The 24,594-nt window shown below is 39.4% G+C and carries 20 protein-coding genes; 3 read left to right on the top strand and 17 right to left on the bottom strand.

Annotated elements, in window-relative coordinates; genetic code table 11:
* Positions 1 to 11: 11 nt before the first annotated feature.
* Positions 12 to 923 carry a 1-phosphofructokinase gene (pfkB, locus tag HF078_RS09305; protein ID WP_169290899.1) on the bottom strand — a complete coding sequence of 304 codons (912 nt, stop codon included), beginning with the start codon at positions 921 to 923 and terminating at the stop codon, positions 12 to 14.
* Positions 924 to 927: 4 nt separating this feature from the next.
* Positions 928 to 1,674: a DeoR/GlpR family DNA-binding transcription regulator gene (locus tag HF078_RS09300; protein ID WP_169290898.1), complete on the bottom strand. Its 747-nt coding sequence runs from the start codon at positions 1,672 to 1,674 to the stop codon at positions 928 to 930.
* A 1,385-nt stretch (positions 1,675 to 3,059) separates the two neighbouring features.
* Here HF078_RS09300 and HF078_RS09295 point away from each other — a divergent pair.
* Positions 3,060 to 3,488, top strand: a complete 429-nt coding sequence (locus HF078_RS09295; RefSeq protein ID WP_169290897.1) for a hypothetical protein — start codon at positions 3,060 to 3,062, stop codon at positions 3,486 to 3,488.
* Positions 3,489 to 3,588: 100 nt separating this feature from the next.
* On the opposite strand, the gene HF078_RS09290 is transcribed toward HF078_RS09295, so the two are convergent.
* Complete coding sequence (locus tag HF078_RS09290; protein WP_169290896.1) at positions 3,589 to 5,004, bottom strand: SpoVR family protein; 1,416 nt, start codon at positions 5,002 to 5,004, stop codon at positions 3,589 to 3,591.
* 156 nt (positions 5,005 to 5,160) lie between these two features.
* Here HF078_RS09290 and HF078_RS09285 point away from each other — a divergent pair, with 156 nt between their 5' ends.
* Positions 5,161 to 6,033 carry a sulfite exporter TauE/SafE family protein gene (locus tag HF078_RS09285; RefSeq protein ID WP_169290895.1) on the top strand — a complete coding sequence of 291 codons (873 nt, stop codon included), beginning with the start codon at positions 5,161 to 5,163 and terminating at the stop codon, positions 6,031 to 6,033.
* Between the two features lie 255 nt (positions 6,034 to 6,288).
* Here HF078_RS09285 and mgtE read toward each other — a convergent pair whose 3' ends face one another.
* Positions 6,289 to 7,650 carry a magnesium transporter gene (gene mgtE / locus HF078_RS09280; protein WP_169290894.1) on the bottom strand — a complete coding sequence of 454 codons (1,362 nt, stop codon included), beginning with the start codon at positions 7,648 to 7,650 and terminating at the stop codon, positions 6,289 to 6,291.
* A gap of 392 nt (positions 7,651 to 8,042) precedes the next feature.
* On the bottom strand, positions 8,043 to 9,071 hold the full coding sequence (locus HF078_RS09275; protein WP_169290893.1) for a M14 family zinc carboxypeptidase: 1,029 nt from the start codon (positions 9,069 to 9,071) through the stop codon (positions 8,043 to 8,045).
* 139 nt (positions 9,072 to 9,210) lie between these two features.
* On the opposite strand from HF078_RS09275, the gene HF078_RS09270 reads away from it, so the two are divergent.
* Complete coding sequence (locus tag HF078_RS09270) at positions 9,211 to 9,468, top strand: YhdB family protein (protein WP_060667079.1); 258 nt, start codon at positions 9,211 to 9,213, stop codon at positions 9,466 to 9,468.
* 78 nt (positions 9,469 to 9,546) lie between these two features.
* Here HF078_RS09270 and HF078_RS09265 read toward each other — a convergent pair whose 3' ends face one another.
* The 12 genes from HF078_RS09265 to HF078_RS09210 form a co-directional block, all read right to left on the bottom strand.
* Positions 9,547 to 10,086 (bottom strand): NADPH-dependent FMN reductase, encoded by a 540-nt coding sequence (locus HF078_RS09265; protein WP_169290892.1) that lies wholly within the window; start codon positions 10,084 to 10,086, stop codon positions 9,547 to 9,549.
* Between the two features lie 128 nt (positions 10,087 to 10,214).
* Positions 10,215 to 10,847: a response regulator gene (locus HF078_RS09260; RefSeq protein ID WP_169290891.1), complete on the bottom strand. Its 633-nt coding sequence runs from the start codon at positions 10,845 to 10,847 to the stop codon at positions 10,215 to 10,217.
* Complete coding sequence (locus HF078_RS09255; RefSeq protein ID WP_169290890.1) at positions 10,844 to 11,983, bottom strand: GAF domain-containing sensor histidine kinase; 1,140 nt, start codon at positions 11,981 to 11,983, stop codon at positions 10,844 to 10,846. The genes HF078_RS09260 and HF078_RS09255 overlap by 4 nt, the downstream gene beginning before the upstream one ends.
* Before the next feature lie 391 nt (positions 11,984 to 12,374).
* Positions 12,375 to 14,138, bottom strand: coding sequence for a phospho-sugar mutase (locus HF078_RS09250; protein ID WP_169290889.1), 1,764 nt, complete (start codon positions 14,136 to 14,138; stop codon positions 12,375 to 12,377).
* 178 nt (positions 14,139 to 14,316) lie between these two features.
* Positions 14,317 to 16,023: a glycerol-3-phosphate dehydrogenase/oxidase gene (locus HF078_RS09245; protein WP_169290888.1), complete on the bottom strand. Its 1,707-nt coding sequence runs from the start codon at positions 16,021 to 16,023 to the stop codon at positions 14,317 to 14,319.
* A gap of 148 nt (positions 16,024 to 16,171) precedes the next feature.
* Positions 16,172 to 17,662, bottom strand: coding sequence for a glycerol kinase GlpK (gene glpK / locus HF078_RS09240; RefSeq protein WP_169290887.1), 1,491 nt, complete (start codon positions 17,660 to 17,662; stop codon positions 16,172 to 16,174).
* A 21-nt stretch (positions 17,663 to 17,683) separates the two neighbouring features.
* The gene (locus HF078_RS09235) at positions 17,684 to 18,241 is read right to left on the bottom strand and encodes a glycerol-3-phosphate responsive antiterminator (RefSeq protein WP_169290886.1); all 558 of its coding nucleotides are present in this window, start codon (positions 18,239 to 18,241) and stop codon (positions 17,684 to 17,686) included.
* Positions 18,242 to 18,700: 459 nt separating this feature from the next.
* Positions 18,701 to 19,147, bottom strand: a complete 447-nt coding sequence (locus HF078_RS09230; protein WP_169290885.1) for a hypothetical protein — start codon at positions 19,145 to 19,147, stop codon at positions 18,701 to 18,703.
* Between the two features lie 602 nt (positions 19,148 to 19,749).
* Complete coding sequence (locus HF078_RS21190; RefSeq protein ID WP_169290884.1) at positions 19,750 to 20,475, bottom strand: UTRA domain-containing protein; 726 nt, start codon at positions 20,473 to 20,475, stop codon at positions 19,750 to 19,752.
* Between the two features lie 93 nt (positions 20,476 to 20,568).
* Positions 20,569 to 21,378 carry a carbohydrate ABC transporter permease gene (locus tag HF078_RS09220; protein ID WP_169290883.1) on the bottom strand — a complete coding sequence of 270 codons (810 nt, stop codon included), beginning with the start codon at positions 21,376 to 21,378 and terminating at the stop codon, positions 20,569 to 20,571.
* A gap of 15 nt (positions 21,379 to 21,393) precedes the next feature.
* Positions 21,394 to 22,269, bottom strand: coding sequence for a carbohydrate ABC transporter permease (locus tag HF078_RS09215; protein WP_169290882.1), 876 nt, complete (start codon positions 22,267 to 22,269; stop codon positions 21,394 to 21,396).
* Between the two features lie 57 nt (positions 22,270 to 22,326).
* Entirely contained in the window at positions 22,327 to 23,574 is a 1,248-nt protein-coding gene (locus HF078_RS09210; protein ID WP_169290881.1) for an ABC transporter substrate-binding protein, read from the bottom strand.
* Positions 23,575 to 24,594: the final 1,020 nt, after the last annotated feature.

Here is a 24,594-nt window from a genome sequence, read left to right as displayed (position 1 = left end):
CCTCTCCCCCTCTATAACTTTTCTATTTCTACTAGATTTATCAATTTATTTACATCTATTTTTTGACAAAGGTCATAAGAAAATGCTGTAGCACTTCCGGAAGCTATTCCTAAGCGCAACGCTTCTTCACTTTTCCTTGAATTTACATATCCCGCAAGAAAGCCGGCGACAAGCGAGTCCCCTGCGCCTACGGAGTTCTTCACTTCCCCACGTGGCGCTTTAGCAAAATAAACACCAGATCTTGTATACAGAATTGCGCCTTCTCCAGCCATGGATACAACCACATTCTCGACACCCTGTTCATGAATCTTGCTTGCGTAATGGATGACATCAGCCTGTGATTGAATAGTGACACCAAACAGATCACCAAGTTCATGGTGGTTTGGTTTAATAAAAAATGGTTTGTACGAAAGGAGTGTTTTTAATGTTTGTCCTCCAGTATCCAGAACTACTTTTGCTTCATGTTGCTGACACTTCTGAATAAGCGTTTCATAAATGTCAGTTGGCACTGTGGCAGGGATGCTGCCGGCAAGCACGACGATATCTTCACTTGAAAGCTGGTTCAATTGTTGAAGCAAGCGCTTAACCGCAGCATCATCTACTAACGGTCCGTTGCCATTAATTTCGGTTTCTTTCTCCGCTTTAAGTTTTACATTTATACGGGAATGGCCATCTACTTCTAAAAATCTGACCGCCACTTGTTCCTCTATTAGCTTTTCTTTTATAAAATTACCGGTGAATCCTGCCGCAAAGCCTAGTGCCATCGTATCTGCACCAAGTCTCTTTAACACTCTGGAAACATTTATCCCTTTTCCTCCAGGATAATAATTTGTTTTGGAAGATCTATTTATCGTACCTTCTTTAAATTCTTTCACCTCCACTACATAATCAATGGATGGATTCAATGTAATGGTATATATCATGAGTTTACACCTCTATCACAGTTGTTTTATCTTTAAAAGTTGCTGCTAGGGCCTCTTCGATTTGATTGATTATGAGCGTTCCTGATTGAAGTGGTGCAATTTTTGCAAATGCAACTTCATTGATCTTAGAGGAGTCGGCGAGAATGAAAGCTTCATTAGCAAGCTTAATTGCCAAACTCTTTATACTTGCCTCTTCAGGATCAGGAGTTGTATAACCATTAGTGGGATGAACTCCGTTTGCCCCTATGAAGGCTTTATCAAAATTGTAGTCTAGCAAGGATTGACTAGCCTTGCTTCCGATAATCGCACCCGTTTTATTCTTCATGAAACCCCCGATAATGTAAGTTTCCAGCCCTTTTTCCATTAAAGATTGAATATGGACAAAACCATTGGTAACTACCGTTATCTGTTTGTTTTCGAGATACGGAATCATTTGAAATGTTGTGGTACCGGCATCGAGAAAAATACAATCACCATCCATGACAAGGTCAGCTGCCACTTTGGCAACCTTCTTCTTTTCATACAAGTTAATGGATGCCTTCTCAATGATGCTTGGTTCCTCCCCCTTTTTTAAGATTCTCGCAGCCCCTCCGTGAACTCTTTTCAATTTATTCTGCTCCTCTAGCTGACTAAGATCGCGGCGGATTGTTGATTCTGAAGCTCCTGTTGCGTCTACAAAATCCTGGAGTTTCACTACTTCATGCTTTTGAACTAATTCAAGTATTATTTGCTGTCGCTCTGGAGTTAGCATGGAAATCACCTTTTCCTTTGTTCGTTTGTATGTAGCTATATTGTAATGTAAGCTCTTACAAAAATCAATCAAAATCAATCAAAAACATTTAATATCAATCAAAATCAATCAAAATTCCGAAAGAGTTTTATTTATTTGATGACTGATGGCAACTTCACTGCTTCTATCCAATTTAAAAAACCTTGAGGGCTTCCCCCAAGGTGTTCTTCATTATATATACTTCCGATGTACGCTCTTGCCGTCATACTGCCAGTGCCCACCAATCTAAAGAAAATTTTTATCCTTTTGCATATCTGGAGAAGAGCTGAACATTTGACATAAAAAAGATAATCATATTCATTTTTTCTGTAAAAAATGGTCGTTAGGATTCTTTAGTCTAGAACTGATTCAATGACTTTTTAAGTGTAAGATCATTCTGCTTCTTCCTGAAATTCTTAATTTTGCTTGCTTCATTTGAACCATCAATTAATGCCTCTTGGTTTTCTTCATAAATGTTAAAACATTTTCATTCGGTTTTAGCGTGTTTTTTAATTAGTATTTTCTAATAACTCCCCCTATAATACATATCTAATCCAAGGCTAAATTTGTTTTTTGTTATATTTTGTAAACCTGCAAACTTTCTCGATACTTACAGTATATTCTATATTTATTACAGGTAGGTGCTGACCTTAAATTTCCCAGCCATTTTAGGGCTTTGGTGGGGAACTGAAGTACGCAGTGAGATTGGTGTCGGTACAAACCATATCAATTCTATTAAAGGAGGCCAAAAATAGATGAACAATAACTACTGAAAGTGACGAACAACGAGTGTTAGAGCTTTTATCTCTCTATTTAAACTCCCACGGGTTTTCCTGCATCAAACAGACTATTGCTTTAGAAGGAATCCGGTTTCCGAGTGATAATGAGGTAGACCTCATTATTCTTGATGTCATGTTTCTCTCATAGACGGGTGGGAAATTCGAAACAAAATAAACACTATGGAGGTCGGGAATATAAAAAAGGGGAACTTATTTATTACGATGTAAATAATAAGCATTCTGGCTGTTGGTTGCTCAAGTAAAGGGAAAAATAACAATGATAAATATTTTAAAGAAGCAAAGGAAGACAGCAAAAACATATCTACGGAATCGGTTACTTGAGTGATAAACAAGATTTTTTTCTAGCAACCCATCATGGGCCTTTTGCTATACTTTACTATCTTATCTGTTGTGTTTTCACTTAATAATTCTAAATAGTATTACAAAAAAAATCATTATATTTATACGAACTAGGGGGAAATACCAGTGGAACATCTATCAAAAACATGGAAACTAATATGGTTTCCATATGTCATATACATCATGTACTTTTTAGGAGTGGGTCTCATCTCAGGTGGGATTGTCCACATGCCTATAGAACCAGTTCGATATTCAATAATTCTAATTTTAGGCTCCGCCTTATTTATTTCTGCATCTTTTGTTAATGAGTTTTATTTAGAAAAAAAGAAGATGACTTTCCCTCAGGCTATCAAACTTTTATTTTTTTCACTTTTACTTTCTTTAGGAGTAGGTATGGTAAGTGGCGGAATTCAGCATTTTGGTGATTTAGGCGGATATGCAGTGGTTTTAATTCCAAGTGGGATTGTATTGTCGGTTTTAAGTTTTATTTTTAAAAACAATATTCAGTTAAACACAAAACAAACTACTTTAGTTATTACAATGTTATTACTTCTAGTGTCCCCTCTCGCATTCACACTTAACTGGTATGTTGATGGAGAAACCAGGCATGAAAATATTAGTGAGATTAAAAATGATGGGCATGGACATGGACATTAATATATTGATTTATATATAACCATTTGATTATTTAGAAAAAAACCCATTTTTAGGAATGGGTTTTTTGTTTCTTACATATTCATGTCTATTTTCTTGATTTCTAGATATACTTCCGATGCACGCTCTTCCCGTCATACGTAAACAATACATTTTTCGTCTCAATCACCGATTCCATATGGACTGGTCTACCCCAAATTTGAAAAATGTACGGCATTACTTTTTCTAAATATTTTAGGTCGAGTTCAATTCCCTCAAACCAATGCTTCAAATATAGCTCCCCTGCTCGTAAATAATCCCCGTCATTTACCGTAATATATGGAAATCCACCGTTAACACGCATGTTCACCAGTTGATCGCGCACTTGTTCCCATGCCTTATCGACAATCTTGTAGTCCTTGCCCTGCTTTTGGAAAAGATACATATCCTCCCGCATGACAAGATCTTTATTGAGATAGTTGCGCAGGAAGGAAATATCAGATTCTACTTCCCTCACCTCAAACATCTTTTCCCTTCCTGACCCTGGCATCACTCCATCCCGTTTCATCGCTTCAGTCGGGTTGTTGTAACGTTCCTCGATATCCTCAAAAATTTTAATGCCCAGATAGTATGGATTGATACTCGTTTTTGAAGGTTGCACGACCCCTGCATTCAATTTTGCATATTCCAATGCCTCATCACTTGTGAGATCCATTTCGCGGAGAATTCGTTGATGCCAATAGGATGCCCAGCCTTCATTCATGATTTTCGTTTCCATTTGCGGCCAGAAATATAGCATCTCCTCTCGCATCATCGTCAGAATGTCGCGTTGCCAGTCTTCAAGCTCACTGCTGTATTGTTCAATAAAAAGAAGTATATCTTTTTCCGGTTGAGGAGGAAATTTCTTTTTTCTTTTCTTTGGAACTGCCTTCGGTTTACTGCGATTATCTAAATTCCACAAGTCATCATATTGACTCGCCTTCTTTGGTGCTTCTTCCTCTTCCTCCATATCCTCCATGCTCCAGGCAAGCTTGGATCGAATGAGAGAAGGATCGATATGTTCCTGTATGGCTAGGACCGCATTCAAAAAGTCCTCTACTTCTTTTTTTCCATAATCCTGTTCATATTGCTTAATTCTCTCGGCAGTTGCCGCCATACTCTCCACCATGTCCCTGTTCGTATTCTGGAACCGGCAGTTATTCTTAAAGAAGTCACAGTGGGCTAGCACATGCGCGACAATCAACTTGTTTTGAATAAGCGAGTTGGTGTCCAAAAGAAAGGCATAACATGGATTCGAGTTAATAACCAATTCATATATCTTACTGAGTCCCAAATCATAGTGCAGTTTCATCTTGTGAAATTGCTTCCCAAAGCTCCAATGGGAAAAGCGTGTCGGCATTCCATATGCTCCAAAAGTATAGATAATATCAGCAGGACAAATTTCATAACGCATTGGATAAAAGTCCAGTCCAAACCCTTTTGCAATCTCAGTAATTTCATCAATGGCGTGGAATAAGGCCTTTTCATTATTTGCTCTCATCAAAACTACCTCCCTTTTCCTCTTATCACAATGTATGAACAAGGTGACAATATCATGAGAAGGGATTGTTCTATTGCGACATTTTTCTGTTAACAACCACCTAACTTTTGCTCAATGTTATACTATAGATACGCGTTTGCAAAGGAGAATACATAGATGGAATTTATATTATTTATACTACTAGGATTTTCAATCAGTATGCTTTCCGGTTTTTTTGGAATAGGAGGCGGTCTCGTACTGACGCCGGTCTTGCTTCTTATCGGCTACCCCCCCATTGAAGCAATTTCTACAAGTCTTCTTTATACCATCGGGACATCTGTAGCAGGTGTATATGCCCATTTCAAAATGAAAAACATCCAATGGAAGGCAGCACTCATAGTTGGAGCAAGTGGAGTCGTTGCCACACAAATTGCCTATCCTGTAGTAAGTTGGCTGGAGTCAAATGATTATGACACCATTGTTGTACCAATTCTGTATCTTGCCTTACTTACCTATTTTGCATATAAAATGTTGAAGAATGGAAACGGGGGAAATCCAGTCGCTTATGATGCCACTTCGAACAAGCAGAGCTTCTGGAAGTTTATTTTCATAGGAGTGATTGCAGGATTTCTTTCTACTACCCTAGGTGTGGGTGGCGGATTTATCATTGTCCCATTATTAATTGCATACTACGGTTTCTCTTCCAAACAAGCTGTAGCAACAAGCCTTGCTGGAGTCATTTTAATTGTGAGTGCTGGATTCATTACATATGCAATAAACAATCCAATAAATTTTAAGGTAGGATTATTTTTAATTGCAGGGGCCATCGTTGGTTCTCAATTAGGCGCAAAAGCGACCTCTTTCTTTAAAAGCAGAAGTATTCAAAAATTGTTGGGTTTTCTATATATTGTTACCATGCTTAGTCTCATTTTAGAGATGATAGAACTGTCTACAGTTGGCTTGGTTGCCTTAGGATGTTACACCATATTTATTAATATCTTCTTGCTGACAAGACTGTTAAAGAAGAAAATACAGCCGTCTCATATATAAAGGCTCAGTTAAAGCATACTGTTGATTTTTGCAGCAACCTAGCTGTTGATTGGAGCAATAGGCGAAGACTCCTAAGGGAGATCGCGTTTAGGGGAGACCCCGCAGGCGCTTTTCCGAGGAGGCTCCTCAAACGCCCCTAGGAAAGCGAAGCCTAGTGCGTAAATCAACAGCGGTGTTTAACAGAGCCTAGATAAAAAAAGAAAAGCCCCACTTATTAACATTAAATTGTTGATAAGGAGGGTCTTTTCTTTTGAATTATGGAGCCAAGTACGAAAGAAATGCTGTCGCAATTCCAAAATAAATTAATAATGAAAGGATATCGTTCACGGTTGTGATAAGTGGACCGGATGCAATGGCAGGGTCAATGTTCAGTTTATAGAGAATTAAAGGAATTATAGTACCCGCGAGTGTACCGATGATAAGAGTAAAAAATAAAGAAACCCCTACAACCATTCCCAAAATCAAATCGCCTCGCCATACAAAAGCAATGATGGCAATTAAAATAGCGCATGTAATTCCGATTGTTATTCCCACTCCAAGTTCACGGAGAACAACTTTTGTAACCAGCTTTTTATCCAAATCACGAGAGATAAGTCCACGTACAATAACAGCAAGTGATTGTGTGCCTGTGTTACCTGTCATCCCAGCAATCATCGGCATAAAGAATGCTAGCGCCACAACTGTACCTAATGTATCTTCAAACCCGCTTATGATGCTACCTGATATAAGTCCAATAAATAATAATAAGATCAACCACGGCAAACGTCTTGCAGAAGCCACTAAAGCAGGTGTATCAAAGTCGATATCTTTACCAGATGCAGAAAGTTTTTCAATATCTTCATTTGCTTCTTGAATGACGACGTCGATGACATCATCGACTGTAATAATTCCAATTAAAGTTTTTTCATCGTCCACAACAGGAACCGCTAAGAAGTCATATCGCTCGATGACATTTGCCACTTCCTCTTGGTCTGTATCAACATGAACGGAGATTACCCTTGAAAACATAATTTCCTGAATCTTTTCATGCGCGTCTGCCAATATAAGATCACGGTAAGAGACAACGCCTACAAGCCTTTTTTCTTCATCAATGACATACAAGTAGTTGATGGTCTCCGCCAGTTCCGCAAAAGATTTAAGTTTATCAACCACTTCACGGACTGTGTATTCCTGAGGTATCCACACGTACCGGTTTGTCATCAAACGGCCGGCAGTTTCCGCTTCATACTTCATTAAGTCCTGAACGGCGGTGGATTCTTCTTTGTTCATTTTGGCTAAGAATCGGCTCTTAATATCCGGGTCCATTTCATCGAATAATGTGGCTAAGTCATCATTGTCCATTCGGTCCATTACTTTTGCCGATTTTTCCACACCGATTTTTTGTAATATTTCCAGTTGCAATTCCTGATTTAGTTCTTGAATTAGTGCTGTTAGTTGTTCGATTGAAAGGTATGTTAAAAATCTCACTTTATGTTTTTCAGGAAGTTGTTGATAAATGACTCCTGTGTCATAAGGTTGAAGTTCTTCGATGATATCTTGAAAAGCTTTTCGCTTTCCATCTTTTAAGAAGTTGATGATGTTTAGTATGATTTGATCCTCTGTCATGTTTTTCACCATAAGCCTTGCCTCCCCTGCATGCTAAGGAGTACCAGGAATCACAATCTTTATTTTACCATTGGGGTGGTAACGAATAATGATATGTATGTTCCTGTACTTCTTGTAAAATTCGTCCTCGGACTTGGACTACTATCCATTTTCGTTACCACCACCTTGAATATTGTATATTAGGTTTAACTCCCTGTTTCACTCATTAAAAAAGCACCTGTCATTTTGGAACGAATGAAGGTGCATGAAGCCCCGCCTAACGAAGGTTATTAGAGTTTATTTTGTTTTTCATATTTACTACTCTACAAGGGAAAAACGGACGGTGTCAACCTTTTTTGGCTACTCTTAAATAAAACACTTAACAAACTAAATACCCCTTTTTCTCTTTTGAAAAACCAATACAATTATTCTGCCTCATTATTTTTATTTTCATTACGGTCTAGAAACAGATTTTTCGCTTGTGCCACAAGGTATATACCCACCTTTTTATTCCGGTTCCATTCTTCCTGAAAAACCGATATCGGAGGATTTGTATCTTCCACAAAATAAGAGATCTCCGGAGTGAAGGAAGGCCTATTGAATTCTGAAACAAACCAATCGGAAAACCCTCCACCAACAGCATGCTCCTCCGGTTGGTCCAGTTCATACCCTGTTAACTTTGATAAGTTATCTGCTATTTTCTTATCCCGATTTACCACTGCTTGATTATTTTTGAAGTACCAATACAGAACTCTCCCAGAGGAGTGGTAGGTAACCGCCATCAACGGCTCTAATTCCTTTGTAAATTGTACAACTGCCCGCACTTCTTTAGCTTGCAGCGGATATTTCCCCTTATAATATTGATAGGAAGGAACTGACGTTTTTTCTTTAATGTTTTTCCAGCCTGCTGGGTACTGCCTGTTCAAATCTACTCCCATCCCATTTGCTTTCCATCGATCAAAGTCCATGCTATTCTCATTCATGTGAATTAATCGAGTTTGATGATGTTTAGGCAAAACACCTATACCTTCTTGTTGAATTCGTATCCCATCCGGATTTACCATCGGGACAAACCAAATGGAAACCTCATTCAAAATATGCGAATTGTAACCAAATATATCATCACCTTTCTTATACGCTCCTAAGTAATATTCCAGCTTTGTCATGACAAGACTTGTCGTAAGCCATTCTCGTCCATGATGCCCACCTAGAATAAGGATGTTTTCTTTGCCTTTTCCTATTTTCGCAGCCCAGATATTTTGACCAAACTCTGATTTTCCAATTAGCTTAATTTGCATCTCTTCGTTATACTTTCTATTTAAAAGCCTTAAATCTTCCCGCATTCTGTCATAGGTATACCATTCTTGAGCATTCACGATTTGTTCTGCATCTGATATGGCTGGGGTAATTTGCACAAATATAAACAGTAAAACAATCAGTTTCCATTGTTTCATTTATACACCTCAAAATCACATTTTAATTATTTTGTGTCAGTTTTCGAATGGAGATACGACCAACATTTTCAACGGAGGAAACAACGTTTTTTAACACAAAATAAAAGTACTCCTTAACAAGAGGAGGCGAGGATTCCAGATGAACACCGTTGATTATGACCGCGCCTTATATTACACGCACCGATCTGAATGGGATAACCTGCTTATCCTGATGGTGCGGACTAAAGATGACTTCCTCTCCAAAAATATCGAGCACTTCCTTCATTCCTACAATTTCTCTAAGGATTATAAGGAGATCGAGAACAATCTCTATCAGTTGCTTCGATATATTGATCACGCTGTAACAAGGAGCACAGAAGATCAATTGGATGAAATCAGTCACGGATATATGGTGTAAATCATTTCTTAAACAAACAGTGATCTGAGGTGAAACAAACCTTGGGTTGCTGTTTTAATATACAAAAAAAAAGACCTATCAGGCCTCTTTACTCTGCTTCATATATTCACGCATTTTCACATACATCACTAACTCTTTATAAAGTGCATCAACCAATTCTGCACTCTCTTCATTCACAGAATCATTTTCATAATCAAAACAATGCGGGTCTAGTACCAATTGTCTTGGAATCACATTCGCATAGACGCCACGTCCAACTACACGCATATTGTTCAAGGCATTGATACCGCCTTTTCCACCACCTGCTACTGCCAACAACCCAACAGGCTTGCTATGGAACTGCTCGCTGCCAAGGAAATCCAACGCGTTTTTCAGTGCACCGCTCATTCCGCTATGGTACTCAGGAGACAAAAGCAGAACCGCATCTGCCTCTTTAACTTTTTCTCTTAACGAAATCACATTTTCGAGTTCCCCCTGATAAGACTCTCCATTATATAACGGAATGTCTCCATCACTTAAATCAATCACCTCTACACCATATTTATTTTGAAGAAATCGTGCGGCTATTCCAGTACGACCAATTATTCTTGGACTACCGTTTATCGCTAAAATTTTCATAATTAATTACTCCCTCCAGCTGTCTTTATACATTTAGTATATTCGATATTCCATATGGGAAAATCGGAAGAAATAGCTAACTTTCCCTACGAAAAACGAATCATCTTTTCTACAACTAAAGTCGTAGATCAAGCAATGCCATGTTTCACTGCATATAATGCTGCCTGCGTCCGATCTGCCACTTCAAGCTTCGCCAATATGTTGGAAACATGGGTTTTCACCGTCTTTTCGGTAATAAACAATGATGAAGCAATTTCTTTATTGCTCTTTCCTTTTGCTATCTCAGCTAATACTTCCAGCTCTCGTTTGGTCAGTTCTTCATGTAAGTTTCTGCTTTCAAATCCTTTTGCAAAATGGGACATGACATGTGATGTGACTTTAGGGTGCAGTTGACTTTCCCCTCGATGAACCGCTCGAATGGATTCAATTAATTGGTCAGGCTCTACATCCTTTAGTTGATAGCCAGTCGCACCAGCACGAATAGCAGGAATGACATGATCTTGGTCAGCGAAACTGGTCAATATTAACACCTTGGACGGTATCTTTCTTTCCATGATCTGCTTGGTTGCTTCAATTCCATCCATTTCCGGCATTACTAAATCCATTAGAATAACATCAGGTTTCAAGGCCTCAGCAAGCTCCACTGCTTCTTCCCCGTTTTTTGCCTCCCCGACAATTTCTATATCCTTTTGTGTTTTCAAGAAAAAAAGCAAGCCTCTTCTAACCACATGATGATCATCTGCGATTACAATCCTGATCATTTTCTCTCCCCCTTTGTGACTGGCATTTCCACACGTACCATCGTGCCTTTTCCTAATTGACTAAAAAGAATAAACTTCCCCCCAAGCGCTTCGGTTCTCTCTTTCATACTTCTTAATCCTAAAGAAGGAATCTCTTCACTTTTGGTAAAAGAAAAGCCTGTCCCAGTATCTTTTATCTCCATGGAAACTTTTTTATTATTCACTTCAATTAACAAGCACGCCTCTTTTTTTCCTGCATGCTTTTTGCAATTGTTAAGCGCTTCTTGTCCTATCCTCCATAAGCATTCTTCCATATGATTTGGCAAATCAATGACACCTTTCAACTCGGAATGAATGCTTAAACCAAGCACTTTGCCATAATTGAGCAATGCACTCACTACCCCATTTTCCAATCCTTCTGGCCTCAGTTGCCAAATGAGCGCTCTCATTTCACTTAAAGCCTCCTGGGAAAGTTCTTGCATATACGTTAGCATTTCTAGGATTTGCGCGTCTTTTGTCAGCTCTTTTGTCCCTCTTGCCGTTAGCATAAGCGAGAAAAGAAGTTGGTTGACCGAATCATGCAAATCCCTGGCTAAGCGGTTTCTTTCTGCCAAAATGGAAAGATGCTGCTCGTTTTCAGAAAGTCGAATACGCTTGATTGCTGTTCCAATTTGATAAGCAACAGACTCTAGAAGCGCCAGTTCCGTATCGGAAAAATGTGTTTTAGTAGGAGCCGCTACATTCAGAAGGCCAAACTTTTCCTCGCCTGCACGTAATGGGACTGTTGCATGGTGGGTAATATCATTTGTATCCCCCCATTTAAACTTTATTGCATCCTCTAACCTTTTACAGGCAATGATATTAGATGCGCGCTTCAGACGACCGTCCTGATAGCGATCAAGGCACCAACACCCGCCTTCACACATGGGCTTTTTGCTGTGGCTTTTTAGTGCATCCGGAAGCTCGTGTTCTGCCGCCAATTCGTAATTACCTTTTTCATCTATTAGATATATCCAGCCTGTTTGGAGGCTTGTAACTTGAAGAAGTTCTTTTAACACACTGTCTAGCATTGTCGGTAAATCATTCGCTTGATTAAGCGATTCCGCGATGATTTTTAACGCTCGCAGTTCTTGAATTCTTTGATTTTCCTGGACCATGTTTCATGTCCCCCTGTCATATGATGGTTGACGACACCTTTTATCTTTCTACTGTAACAGTGGGAATCCCTTTTGGCTTTCGCATAAAGTCTGGAGTTTTTTACGACTTTGGTCGTAGATGTGTTGAATCTCAACATAAAACCATTTCAAGCATGAGATTTCTACTTGCAAAAGCACCTAATGATGAAACCTTTTAGTATGTAATTTTCCCTTCTCAGTTAGAGTTAGTGCCAAAATGAGGTGAGTTGATGCCAAAAGTAGACGAGTTCGTGCCAAAACCACACGAGTTCGTGCCAAACTACCTTATTCCCCTAAAATTCCACCTTAAAATTGTCTCCAATAAAAAAATGGAAAGGCGACCAACCTCGCCTTCCCATCTCCGCTACAATCTTTAAGCTTTTCCTACAGAATTCATGCTATTTAAAAACTGATCCACTTTCTCCATCAAGGAAGTAGAGATAGTTTCTAATTTCTTCTTGCTGTCTTCCATTGTCTCAGACTGCGTTCCAAAGTAAAACTTAATCTTCGGCTCTGTGCCAGATGGTCTTACACATACCCATGTACCGTCTTCTAGGAAATACTTGAGTACGTTTGATTTTGGAAGTTCCATTTTCTCCACAGCTTTTGTTTTTACAACCAATCTTTCTTGTGTGGAGTAATCTTCAATTGCTGTAATTGCGTATCCTCCCACTTTAACTGGAGGCGTGTTCCGGAAAGCCGTCAGAAGGTTTGCAATCTGCTCTGCTCCTTCTTTTCCTTTTAAAGTTAGGGACTTCATGCCTTCTAAGTAGTAACCGTACTCTTTATACAACTCCATTAACCCTTCATACATCGTCTTGCCAAGTCTCTTGTAGAAGGCGCAGATTTCCACTGCCATAATGCATGCTTGAACCGCATCTTTATCGCGGGCGAAATCAGCAATCAAGGAACCATAGCTCTCTTCGTAACCGAATAAGAAGGTGTATTCCCCGCTCTCTTCATACTGCTTGATTTTCTCCCCGATGAACTTAAACCCTGTTAATGTGTCTACAGTTTCCACACCATAACTATCGGCGATGACGCGGCCAAACTCTGACGTAACAATCGTTTTCAACATCACTCCGTTAGAAGGAAGCGTACCTGTTGCCTTCTTTTCAGACAACAAATAGTGCAAGAACAGCGCACCTGTTTGGTTACCAGTCAACACTATATACTCTCCGTCGGCATCTTTAACTGCAACTCCAAGACGGTCGGCATCCGGATCTGTTGCTATTAAGATATCGGCATCCATTGCCTTGCCGTCACGAATCGCCAATTCAAATGCAGCATGCTCCTCCGGGTTTGGAGAGGATACAGTAGAGAAGTTAGGGTCTGGTTGTTCCTGCTCTGCCACTACTTTCACATTTTTATATCCAAGCGCATCTAGACCTTCGCGAACTGGTAGGTTAGCTGTCCCATGTAAAGGTGTAAATACAACCTTTACATTCTCGCCCATCTCTTTCCCTAACTCAGGGTGTACACTAATGGTAGTAAGCTGCTTTAAGTACTCCTTGTCTAACTCTTCGCCAATGATTTTAATCAGGCCTTTTTTCTTCAGCTCTTCTTCTGAAGCAACCTGTATCTCCAACTCATTCTCCACTTCTTTTACTTTAGAGATAACTTGATCCGCTTCAAACAACGGTAATTGTCCTCCGTCGGGACCATACACTTTATATCCGTTATATTCTGGGGGATTATGACTTGCTGTAACGACGATTCCGGAGAAAGCTCCTAAGTATCGAACAGCAAAAGAAAGTACCGGCGTCGGGCGCAGGCTTTCAAATACATACGTTTGAATGCCATGGCTTGCCAATGTTTTGGCTGCTTCCATTGCAAACTCTGGAGATTTATGACGGCAATCATAAGCGATCGCCACTCCGCCTTTTTTCGCTTCCTCACCGAATGATTCTATGTATCGTGCCAATCCTTCAGACGCTTTACGAACAGTATATATATTCATTCGGTTTGTACCTGCGCCGATTTCCCCGCGCATTCCACCTGTTCCAAATTCTAATTCTTTATAAAAGCTTTCTTCTTTGGCCTTGTCATCTTGCTTCATTTCTTGAATCAGCTTAACCATTTCTTCATCAAGGTTCGTGTGTGACTCCCAAAGGTCAAATTTCTCCATCCATTTCATCTGTCTTTTCCTCCTTGCGTTTATCAGGATATAGTATAACTTCTACTTACCTACTAATGCTTCCTGCAAAAAAAATACGTCGAATTATGACAAATTACGCGTTCGTGAACGTTTTCACTCATTATTATACTAAAAAAGAAAAGGAATTGCCCTATGCAATTCCTTAATAAAAAGAATCTTAACTGATTCTGTTGGAAACCATTTTATCAAAACCCTGTTCTTCGTCCACCGCTCTTACTGCATCATGTAAATGACGCTCTAACAAGATTCGATTCTGCTCTTTTTGCTCTTTGCTCCAAACTAATTCCTTGGCCATTAAATCCAATACTTTTGTTTTCCAATTCTCTACCCAAGCAATGTCGAAAAACAATGCGCCCGTTCTGCGGATGAAAAAGTCAGCAGGAGTTGCCGTCATTTCTTCTTTTAATGCATATACAACCTGTGCATACACATCTATTGGCAAACCTGCTTTTTTTGCTTGGCCAGCATCTGTTGCAGCAATGGCATAAAGTTTATCCACATTAGAACCATACATGGAAGAAAGCTTCGTTGCTGTTTCTTCTGTGAACCCTAACTTCATTCCTTCTTTCACTTTATTTTTCATATAGGTAGGGAAATTATGAGAACCTCCGACATCTCCACCTGAAATTGGCATATTCTTTGTTTTAGATTTGCCGTAGTTTTTACCCGTTTCTTTTACAAACTGTTTATTAATTAGATCCACAACCATTTCAGCCATTTTTCGATAACCTGTCAGCTTGCCTCCTGCAATGGTAATTAATCCGGAGTCTGAGATCCACACTTCGTCTTTTCTGGAAATTTCAGAAGCGGATTTCCCTTCTTCATGAATTAACGGGCGTAATCCAGTCCAACTGGATTCAATGTCAGACTCCTTCAACTTTAAGGAAGGAAACATGTAAGCAATCGCTTCCAGTACATACGTTTTATCCTCTTTGGTCATTCGTGGATGGACCATATCTTCTTTGTAAACCGTATCCGTTGTTCCAACATATGTTTTTCCATCACGAGGAATGGCAAAAATCATTCTTTTGTCTTGTGTGTCGAAATAGATCGCCTGTTTTAACGGGAACTTCTTTTGGTCAAATACTAAATGAATCCCTTTTGTCAGTTGCAGATGCTTTCCTTTTTTCGAACCGTCCATCTCACGCAGTGTATCTACCCATGGACCTGCAGCATTTACAATTTTTTTAGCGCGAATAGTATAAGCCTTGTTTGATAATTGATCGACCACTTTTGCTCCTACTACTTTGCCATTTTCATAAAGGAGTTCTTCCACTTTTGCATAGTTAACTGCTTCAGCACCTCTTTTAACCGCTTCTTTCATTACTTCAATGGTAAGGCGTGCGTCATCAGTACGGTATTCCACATAAACACCTCCACCTTTTAAGCCATTGCTGTTTAAAAGGGGCTCACGAGTTAACGTTTCTTTTGCATTCAACATTTTGCGGCGTTCTGATTTTTTTACATTTGCCAAAAAGTCATACACCCTTAAGCCTAAGGAAGTAGAGAACTTTCCAAATGTTCCTCCTTGTTGGATCGGCAACAACATCCATTCAGGGGTCGTTACATGCGGGCCATTTTCGTAAACGACGGCACGTTCCTTCCCTACTTCTGCCACCATCTTCACTTCTAATTGTTTTAAGTATCGAAGTCCGCCATGAACAAGCTTAGTGGAGCGGCTGGATGTACCGGCAGCAAAGTCCTGCATTTCAACAACAGCCGTTTTTAGTCCACGTGTTGCAGCATCCAGGGCGATACCACTGCCTGTTATACCTCCGCCAATTACTAATACGTCATAAGTCTCTTCTGTCATTTTTTCTAAAATAAGGCTTCTGTTAAAGCTCGCAAAATTTAATTTTTTCATTTTATTTGCCTCCATCCTCTTAGTAGGTATATATACAAAAAGAGACCACAGAAAACATAGACAAAGCTTTTGCTCTGAATACGTTCTGTGGTCTCTCCTAATCTCCAACCGAAATATTAACTTATCATTAGTATATCATATGCAACGCTTACTTGAAAGCAATAGTTGCATTTACAGCTTTTTTCCAACCACTGTACAATTCTTCTTGTACTTGCGTGTCCATTTCTACGTCAAAGGTTGATTCAACCTGCCACTGTGAAGCGATCTCTTCTTTAGTATTCCAATACCCAACAGCCAGACCAGCCAAATAAGCCGCTCCAAGTGCCGTCGTTTCATTGACAGACGGTCGTTCCACTCCAACTCGAAGCATATCGCTTTGAAATTGCATTAAAAAATTATTTTTCACTGCTCCTCCATCAACACGGAGCGTTTTTAAAGAGATACCTGAATCATGTTCCATCGCCGTCAACACATCTTTTGTTTGATAGGCCAACGATTCCAACGTTGCGCGGATAAAATGCTCTTTAGATGTACCTCGCGTCAAACCGAATGCCGCTCCGCGAACATCGCTATCCCAATAAGGAGTGCCTAGTCCGACAAATGCCGGAACTACATACACACCTTCTGTAGAGTCTACTTTGGTGGCATATTCTTCACTTTGACTGGCATCCTTGAACATGCGGAGTCCATCACGAAGCCACTGAATAGCGGAACCTGCTACAAAAATACTGCCTTCCAATGCGTAAGTTACTTTCCCATCAATGCCCCACGCGATCGTTGTAAGAAGTCCACTCTCTGATTTAATCGGATTTTCCCCTGTATTCATGAGCATAAAACATCCTGTACCGTAAGTGTTCTTTGCCATCCCTTCTTCATAACATGCCTGTCCGAATAGCGCCGCTTGCTGATCGCCAGCAGCACCTGCAATCGGAATTTCCTGACCAAAGAAATGATAGTCCACAGTATGTGCGTATATTTCCGATGATGGCTTTACTTCCGGAAGCATACTTGCAGGAACGTCTAAAATATCCAGTAATTCTTGATCCCATTTTAACTCATGGATATTGTAAAGGAGAGTCCTAGAAGCATTGGAGTAATCCGTCACATGCGCCTTTCCCCCTGAAAGCTTCCAGATCAACCACGTATCAATGGTTCCAAAAAGCAATTCGCCTTTTTCCGCACGCTCTCGTGCTCCGTCTACATGATCGAGCAGCCACTTCACTTTTGTCCCGGAGAAATAAGCATCGATTAACAACCCAGTTTTGTCTCGAAAGGTCTGTTCATGGCCCGCTTCTTTTAATGTGTCACAAATAGCCGATGTCTGTCTGGACTGCCAAACAATCGCATTATGTATCGGTTGCCCCGTCTCTTTATCCCACACAACAGTCGTTTCGCGTTGATTGGTGATACCAATACCAGCTATCTGGTTTGGTTTTACCCCTGACTCAGACAAGCAAGATGCAATTACAGACAAGATGGAACTCCATATTTCGTTCGCATTATGTTCCACCCAGCCTGACTTTGGAAAATACTGATGAAATTCTTTTTGGGCCGTATATACCGGCTCTCCATTTTTATTAAAAAGAATCGCTCGTGAACTTGTTGTTCCCTGGTCTAATGATAAAATATATGTTTCCATTTCTAGCACTCTCCTTAACATCTATTTTGAATAATGCTCCCAAAGATCCTGTTTGGAAGTGGTAACTGCTGTCGCTCCTGCTTCAATGGCACGATCCACATCTTCCACGGAACGTATCAAACCTCCTGCAAATACAGGAATGCCTGTTTTTTCTTTTACTTCCCTAATCATATGAGGGACAACCCCGGGTAATACTTCTATAAAGTCGGGCTGGACCTTTTCAATGACCTGATAACTTTTTTCCACTGCATTGGAATCAAGTAAGAAGAGTCGCTGTATAGCGTAGATACCCCTTTGTTTGGCCTTTGCAATCACTGCCGCTCTCGTGGAGACCAGTCCTGCCGGTTTTAAGGTTTTACATAGAAATTCTGCCGCATGTTCATCATTTTTAATTCCTTGGATAAGGTCCACATGGACAAACAGCTTTTTCTTTTCTTTTTTTGCTGCTTTTATATAATTTGGTATTTGTGAGAGTTGACTGTCTAGTATTACACCATACTCATAGTTGCTCTGTAAAAATCTTTCTAGTGTTTTTCCGTTTTTTATAGCTGGTAGTATGGTTTGATTTTGGAATGTCATATTATTAACCTCAATTCATATGGTAATCGAGTTTAGGTATAACGCTTACATTTTTTATACCTACATTTTAATACGTTTTGTATTAAGGTTACAACCTTTTTGCGCGAAATAATTAAGAAGCACGTTGAACACCGCTGGTGATTTCCGCACTGGGCTTCGCTTTCCTAGGGGCGGTGCTTGAGCCTCCTCACTTCGTTGCGGGGTCTCAACCTACCGCTACCTCCCTCAGGAGTCTCCGCCCCGTGCTCCAATCACCAGCTAGAAAATTAAAAAATCTTAATGTTTATGTTAACGAGTTTACTTGTGGGGGGCAAACAGTAAATCACAATGAAAATCACGACATTTTTGACATAAAAAAGGCTTAAAGAAATTTTCTTTCCTAAGCCTTTTTTACTTTGTTTTATTTCACAACAATCGCATTTAATAGAATAAGGGAATAAGGATTTCCACACAGATATCCTATTTTTGTTTTTTCACATACCAAGCATCTTCAGTAAAATCATTCCATTCTAAAGTAAAACTGATTGCTTTAATTTGAATACTACAAAATTGATGTGTTCTCCAATCAGTACCAAACATTTCAAAAATGATATAACTATCTAATGGTTTTTGATTGAACTGCAAGAATTCCATTTCTTCTAAGTCTGTTATTAAAACTTGCTTTTCCGTCCCATCACCAAAGTGAATAATGCAATGACTATCTGTTACTTCATTGAATGTAAGCCTACATCTATCCGTTGATTTTGCTACACCATAGGGATTAAGATGATGATCTGGGGAAACATAAACAAATTCAAAATCAATAATGACTGTGCCTTTTTCAACTATTGTCTTTTCGACAACGCAATCGTGAAAATCCAAGTATTCAAAAAAATCGTTTGTGGTTTTATATTTCCAAGTATGCATATGAATCAACACCTATAAATTATAGTTACAACCAAAAGAATTTCCTATTCATAATATCTCTCATATATTTTATTCAACTCAACCTCATCTTCATTAAAACTGCCCGTTTGTTGAATAGTTAAAATTATGAATAATAACTATATTTTAACATATTTATAATTGACTTTCGTTTAACACCTTCAAATTTACACTCCATCCAATAATTATTTTTATCTTTAGAAATGGTAGGTGATTTGATTGTAGTTTTTAGAAGTAAAAACTCATATGATAGTTGGTACAACATTACAAAACGCACTGTGAATTTCTATGTGAAATACAGTGCGTTTTGCATGGATATTTACTTGTTTGCACCTCTGAAGACAGTTAACTCTGGGATAGCTTTCTATACAAATATCAGTGAGTGGAATTACCTTGTTGATTGTAGTGAAAGGCGCGCAGACGCCCGCGGGAGGAAGGGGCAGGTGAGACCCCGCAACGAAGTGAGGAGGCTCACGGACCGCCCGCAGGCAAGCGAAGCGCCTGGAACGGAAATCAACCGTTTTAGATATTATCCTATTAAAAAAATGCCACAGGCTTTAGTTTACGCTGTGGCAGTTTAGTGGTTATCTTGTTAGTTCTACTTGATATTGATATTGATCGGAGCGGTATTTGGTTTTGGCATATTCAATTGGCTTGTCATTGATGCCATAGCTCAAACGAGTCATTTCCAGTAATGCTTGGCCACCGCTTATGCCTAGAAGGTCCGCGTCATGAAGAGTGGCATTGACTGCTGAAATTTTCTCTTTTGCCTTTTTTAACATCACGCCGTTTTCTTCTAATATCTGATAAAACTTAGCGTTATTGAGATCATGTTTTAATAAAATTTCACCAATTTCCTCCGGCCAACACGTACGTTCAAGAGCAATCGGTAAATCGTTTACGAATCGAATTCGGTCGATCACTAATATCTTGTCTTCATCATTTAAATTGAGTTTAGCTTTTTCAATAAAAAGGTCGTCCCTGAATTCGGTTCTCAACAATTTGGAATGGGGCATTAAGCCTTTCTCCATTACTTCTTCTGCAAAGCCTGTGAGGCGGCCAAGAGATCCCACTAACTTCTGATACTTGACTGTTGTTCCTTTTCCTTGCTTTTTCTCTAAAAGTCCATCATGAACCATTGATGTAATCGCTTGTCTTATGGTTGTTCTGCTTACATCGAATTCTTTCATCAGTTCTTGTTCTGTAGGAATCAAGTCACCTGGACCCCACACTTTATCCACAATCCTTTTTACCAAAATATCCTTAATTTGATGATAAAGTGGAATAGGACTGCTATGATTTATTTTCACTGTTGCCGACACTCCTTTTACCTATCTACTTCTATTCTAATATGTTTAGCCTTTAAAAGATAGTATCGTCACTACCATTTATTGCAAAACATCTTAGCCCTTAACAGAACCCGCTGTCATCCCGGCAACAAAGTAACGTTGTAGGAAAAGATAAGCAAGAACCATAGGTGCAGAAGCGATAATAACCCCTGTAAATAACATTGGATAATTCGTCATATACTCTCCCTGAAACTCTAATAGTGCTAGCGGAAGAGTTTTGTATTCCGCTTTTGTTATAAATAAAAGTGGATAGAGTAAATCGTTCCAATGCATCACAAATAGAAAAATAGCGGTTGCAGACAATGATGGCAAGGATAGAGGCAATGCAATACGATAGTACATCTGCCAGTTGTTCCCACCGTCAATGGTACATGCTTCAAACAGTGATTTCGGAAGTGACCTCATGAAACCAGAAAGAATGAAAACCGCTACAGGCAGGGTAACGGATAGATTTACAATCATTAAACCCACTAATGAATTGGTTAAACCTAAACTATAGACTAATTGATACAAAGGGATCATGTTTACTTGTGCAGGCACCATCATACCAATGGTAAAGAACACGAATATCCCGCCACCGATCCACCCTCCGAGCCGTGTAATGCCGAATGCCACAAGACTTGCAAAAAATAAAGTAAAAACAACCGATACTAGTGTCACCAATGCGCTGTTTAAAAAATATGTGCCCATCGCTTGCTCTTGGAAGATTCCAAAGTAATTACTAAAATTAAAGCTAGACGGCAAACTTAATATATTCTCATATATTTCAGATGTTGTTTTAAAAGTTGCCAGTACAATGGAGATTACTGGTACTAGAATAAGCGTTGCATAAATAAACAGTAATAGTTTTTTTGTCCATTTCATCGTCGTTCCCCCCTTCTAATTTTCTACTCTATTAGCCCGCAGTACACGGAATTGCAGGAATGTAATAAGTGCAATGACCAACATAAAGATTACAGACTCCGCTGATGCATATCCAAACTTAAAGCTTCTAAATGCTGTTGTGTAAATGTGGGTTGCCAAAATCTCTGTGGCATAGTTCGGGCCCCCCCTTGTCATGGCATATATCAGGTCAAATGCTTTAAAAGACTGAATGGTTGTATAAGCAACGACGATGGTTGCAGCCGGAGCAATCAGCGGCCATGTTACCTTGCTGAATGTTTGCCAGCGGCTTGCCCCTTCAATTTTAGCCACTTCATATAAATCCTCAGGTATTGCTTGCAGACCAGCAACAAAAATAATGAGCATTTGCCCAGTATGGAACCAAACTTGTACAAAGGCGATGGAATATATCGCAATGTTTTGATCACCAAGCCAATTATTTGCAAGCATTTCAAGTCCTACACTTGAAAATAGGTTATTGATGATACCTAAGTTAGGATCATACATATAAGACCAAATAAATGCTACCGATACAGAGGATAGGATGGTCGGAAAGAAATATAATGCTCGTAAGAAAATATTCGTCTTTGTATTCTTAACAAGTAATATCGCAAATACCAACGAGAACAAAGTCTGAAAAACCACCACAAAAAGCATGAATTTCAGGTTATTTGTCATGGATTTAATAAAAATAGAATCATTGGTAACTAGATTTGTATAATTCTCGAATCCTACAAAGTTAAAATCTGCAGTAAGTCCATCCCAATCTGTGAACGAGTAAAAAACTGCACTAATCGTTGGGAGGATAAAGAAAATACTATAAAAAATAAGCCCTGGTACAAAAAATAAGTAAAGCCATTTGCTCTGTTTCATCGTATCCCCCTTTCATATGAAAGGAAGAGGAGAACAAGCTCCTCCTCCCCTTAAAAATTAATTTAGGTTTTGGTCAACAATTTGTTGCGCTTTTTTCGCAGCTTCTGCCGGATCGGTTCCGCTTAATACATCTTGGATAGAACCAACAACCGCTTTTTCTACATCAGCGTTTGGAATAAGATAACGCGGTTGGAATCTAGTGTTTTTATCCATCCAATGTACGGTATTTTTTAAAACGTCAGATTCATAGTTTACATCGTTAACCGTTAAATGCTGTCCAGTCTTATTTGCATATACAGAAGCATTCTCCGGTTTACTCAAGAATTCAATGAATGCTTTCGCTTGCTCTTGTTTCTCTGATTTACTGTTAACTGCCAACATGAAAGTGGTAGTATGAATACCTTCATATTTTGCTTCAGACTCCGAAACTGTAATTGGTGCCAATAAGTTCAATTTGACATCTTCTTTATGGCTCTTAATATTTGCCATCGCATAGGAGCCTGTAGCAAGCATCGCAGCTTTTTCCTGTCCAACTAGAGCAATCGCTCCATCATGCTTCGTTCCTAAAGCATTCGCTTGGAAATATTCTTTGTCATTTAATTCCTTGAATTGAGATAACGTTTTTACCCACCACTCGTCCGTTAACTTAACTTCTCCGTTCACGAGTTTGGTAAATACTTCCTCATCCGTCGCATTGTTCATCATCATAGCGTTCATCAATTGACCAGGACCGATATCAGCACCCGGGAATGCAATAGGTGTGTACCCATTTTCTTTAAGGGTTTCACATAGAGCCAAGAAACCTTCCCAATCAGTCGGTGGTTCTAATCCTAACTCTTCAAAAATTCCAGCATTATAGATAGGTTGGTTGAACACAAGCTGATATGGTAATGCATATTGTTTTCCTTCGCTTTGTCCAACTTCTAAGAGACTCTCATTAAAATTCGATACAAATTCTTCTCCGGTTAGATCCTCAAAGAACCCAGCTTTTTGGATGATTTCAAATTGAGATCCGGGCATGGAGACAAATACATCTCCCGTTGTTCCATCACGAAGTAACGTTTGTGCAGTGGATTGATATTGTTCTGACGGGTATGCCGTCATATCAACATTTATATCTGGATTTTCGTCTTCAAACTTAGCTATCAATTCATTGAACACCTCAACATCTTCTCCACGCCAATGAATAAAACTTATAGTTGTTTTTCCATCCTTCTCACCCGATGATCCTTCTGAAGAACATCCTGCTAAAACAAGTGACGTCATTAATGCCAAAATGATCGAAAGCAATTTAAACTTTTTCATAACATTTCCCCCTTTTATTATAACGTTACTACCTTAACTTACTTACGTTACTACCTTTAAAAACAAAGTAACCCCTCTAACACAAGCAAAAAAGTTAAATGGTAGCGTTTTCATTACTCCTATTTAAAATAATACTTTCTTTTTTCAGTAAATTCAATAAATATTTATTAAAATTGCCAATATTTTATTTTCATAGGTTACAAGATTTGTGGATTTATTGAGTCCCTTAGCTGTTGTTTAAAGTAAAAGGCGCGCAGATGCCTGCGGGAGGAAGGAACAGGTGAGACCCCTAAGGCGTAGCCAGCTACATTACAGAAGGAGCTAGTTATTAGGAAGGATACCATAAAATATTCAGGTTAAGACTTACCTAAAGAATAAATTGCAATGGCAATAGCTTAAGAAGAATGAGAGGATTAAGTATAAGAATAAATTTATGTGAAAAAGCAATCCTTTTGTGGGGTCGCTTTTTTGATGATGTGTTTTTGTATTTTTATGAGGGGAATGTATGAGGACTGTGTTTGTGTGTTTTTGGGGTAGAAGGTCGGCATACGAGGGCTATGAGGACAGTATTTGTTTGTTTTTGGGGTAGAAGGTCGGGATGCGGGGACTATGAGGACTGTGTTTGTGTGTTTTTGGGGTACAAGGTCGTCATACGGGGGCTATGAGGACAGTGTTTGAGTCTTTTTGTGGTAGAAGGTCGGCATACGAGGGCTATGAGGACAGTGTTTGTGTGTTTTTGGGGTAGAAGGTCGGCATGCGGGGGCTATGAGGACAGTGTTTGTGTGTTTTTGGGGTAGAAGGTCGACATACGGGGGATATGAGGACAGTGTTGGAGTCTGTTTGTGGTAGAAGGGCGGCATACGAGGGCTATGAGGACAGTGTTTGTGTTTTTTTGGGGTAGAAGGTCGTCATACGAGGGCTATGAGGATAGTGTTTGTTTGTTTTTGGGGTAGAAGGTCGTCATACGGGGACCATGAGGACAGTGTTTGTTTGTTTTTGGGGTAGTAAGCCTACCTGCCT

Source organism: Bacillus sp. RO2 (assembly GCF_012911845.1).
Taxonomy (GTDB): Bacteria; Bacillota; Bacilli; order Bacillales; family Bacillaceae_I; genus Sutcliffiella_A.
The sequence above is the reverse complement of the archived record's forward strand: the minus strand, read 5'-3'. Positions and strand labels throughout refer to the sequence as shown.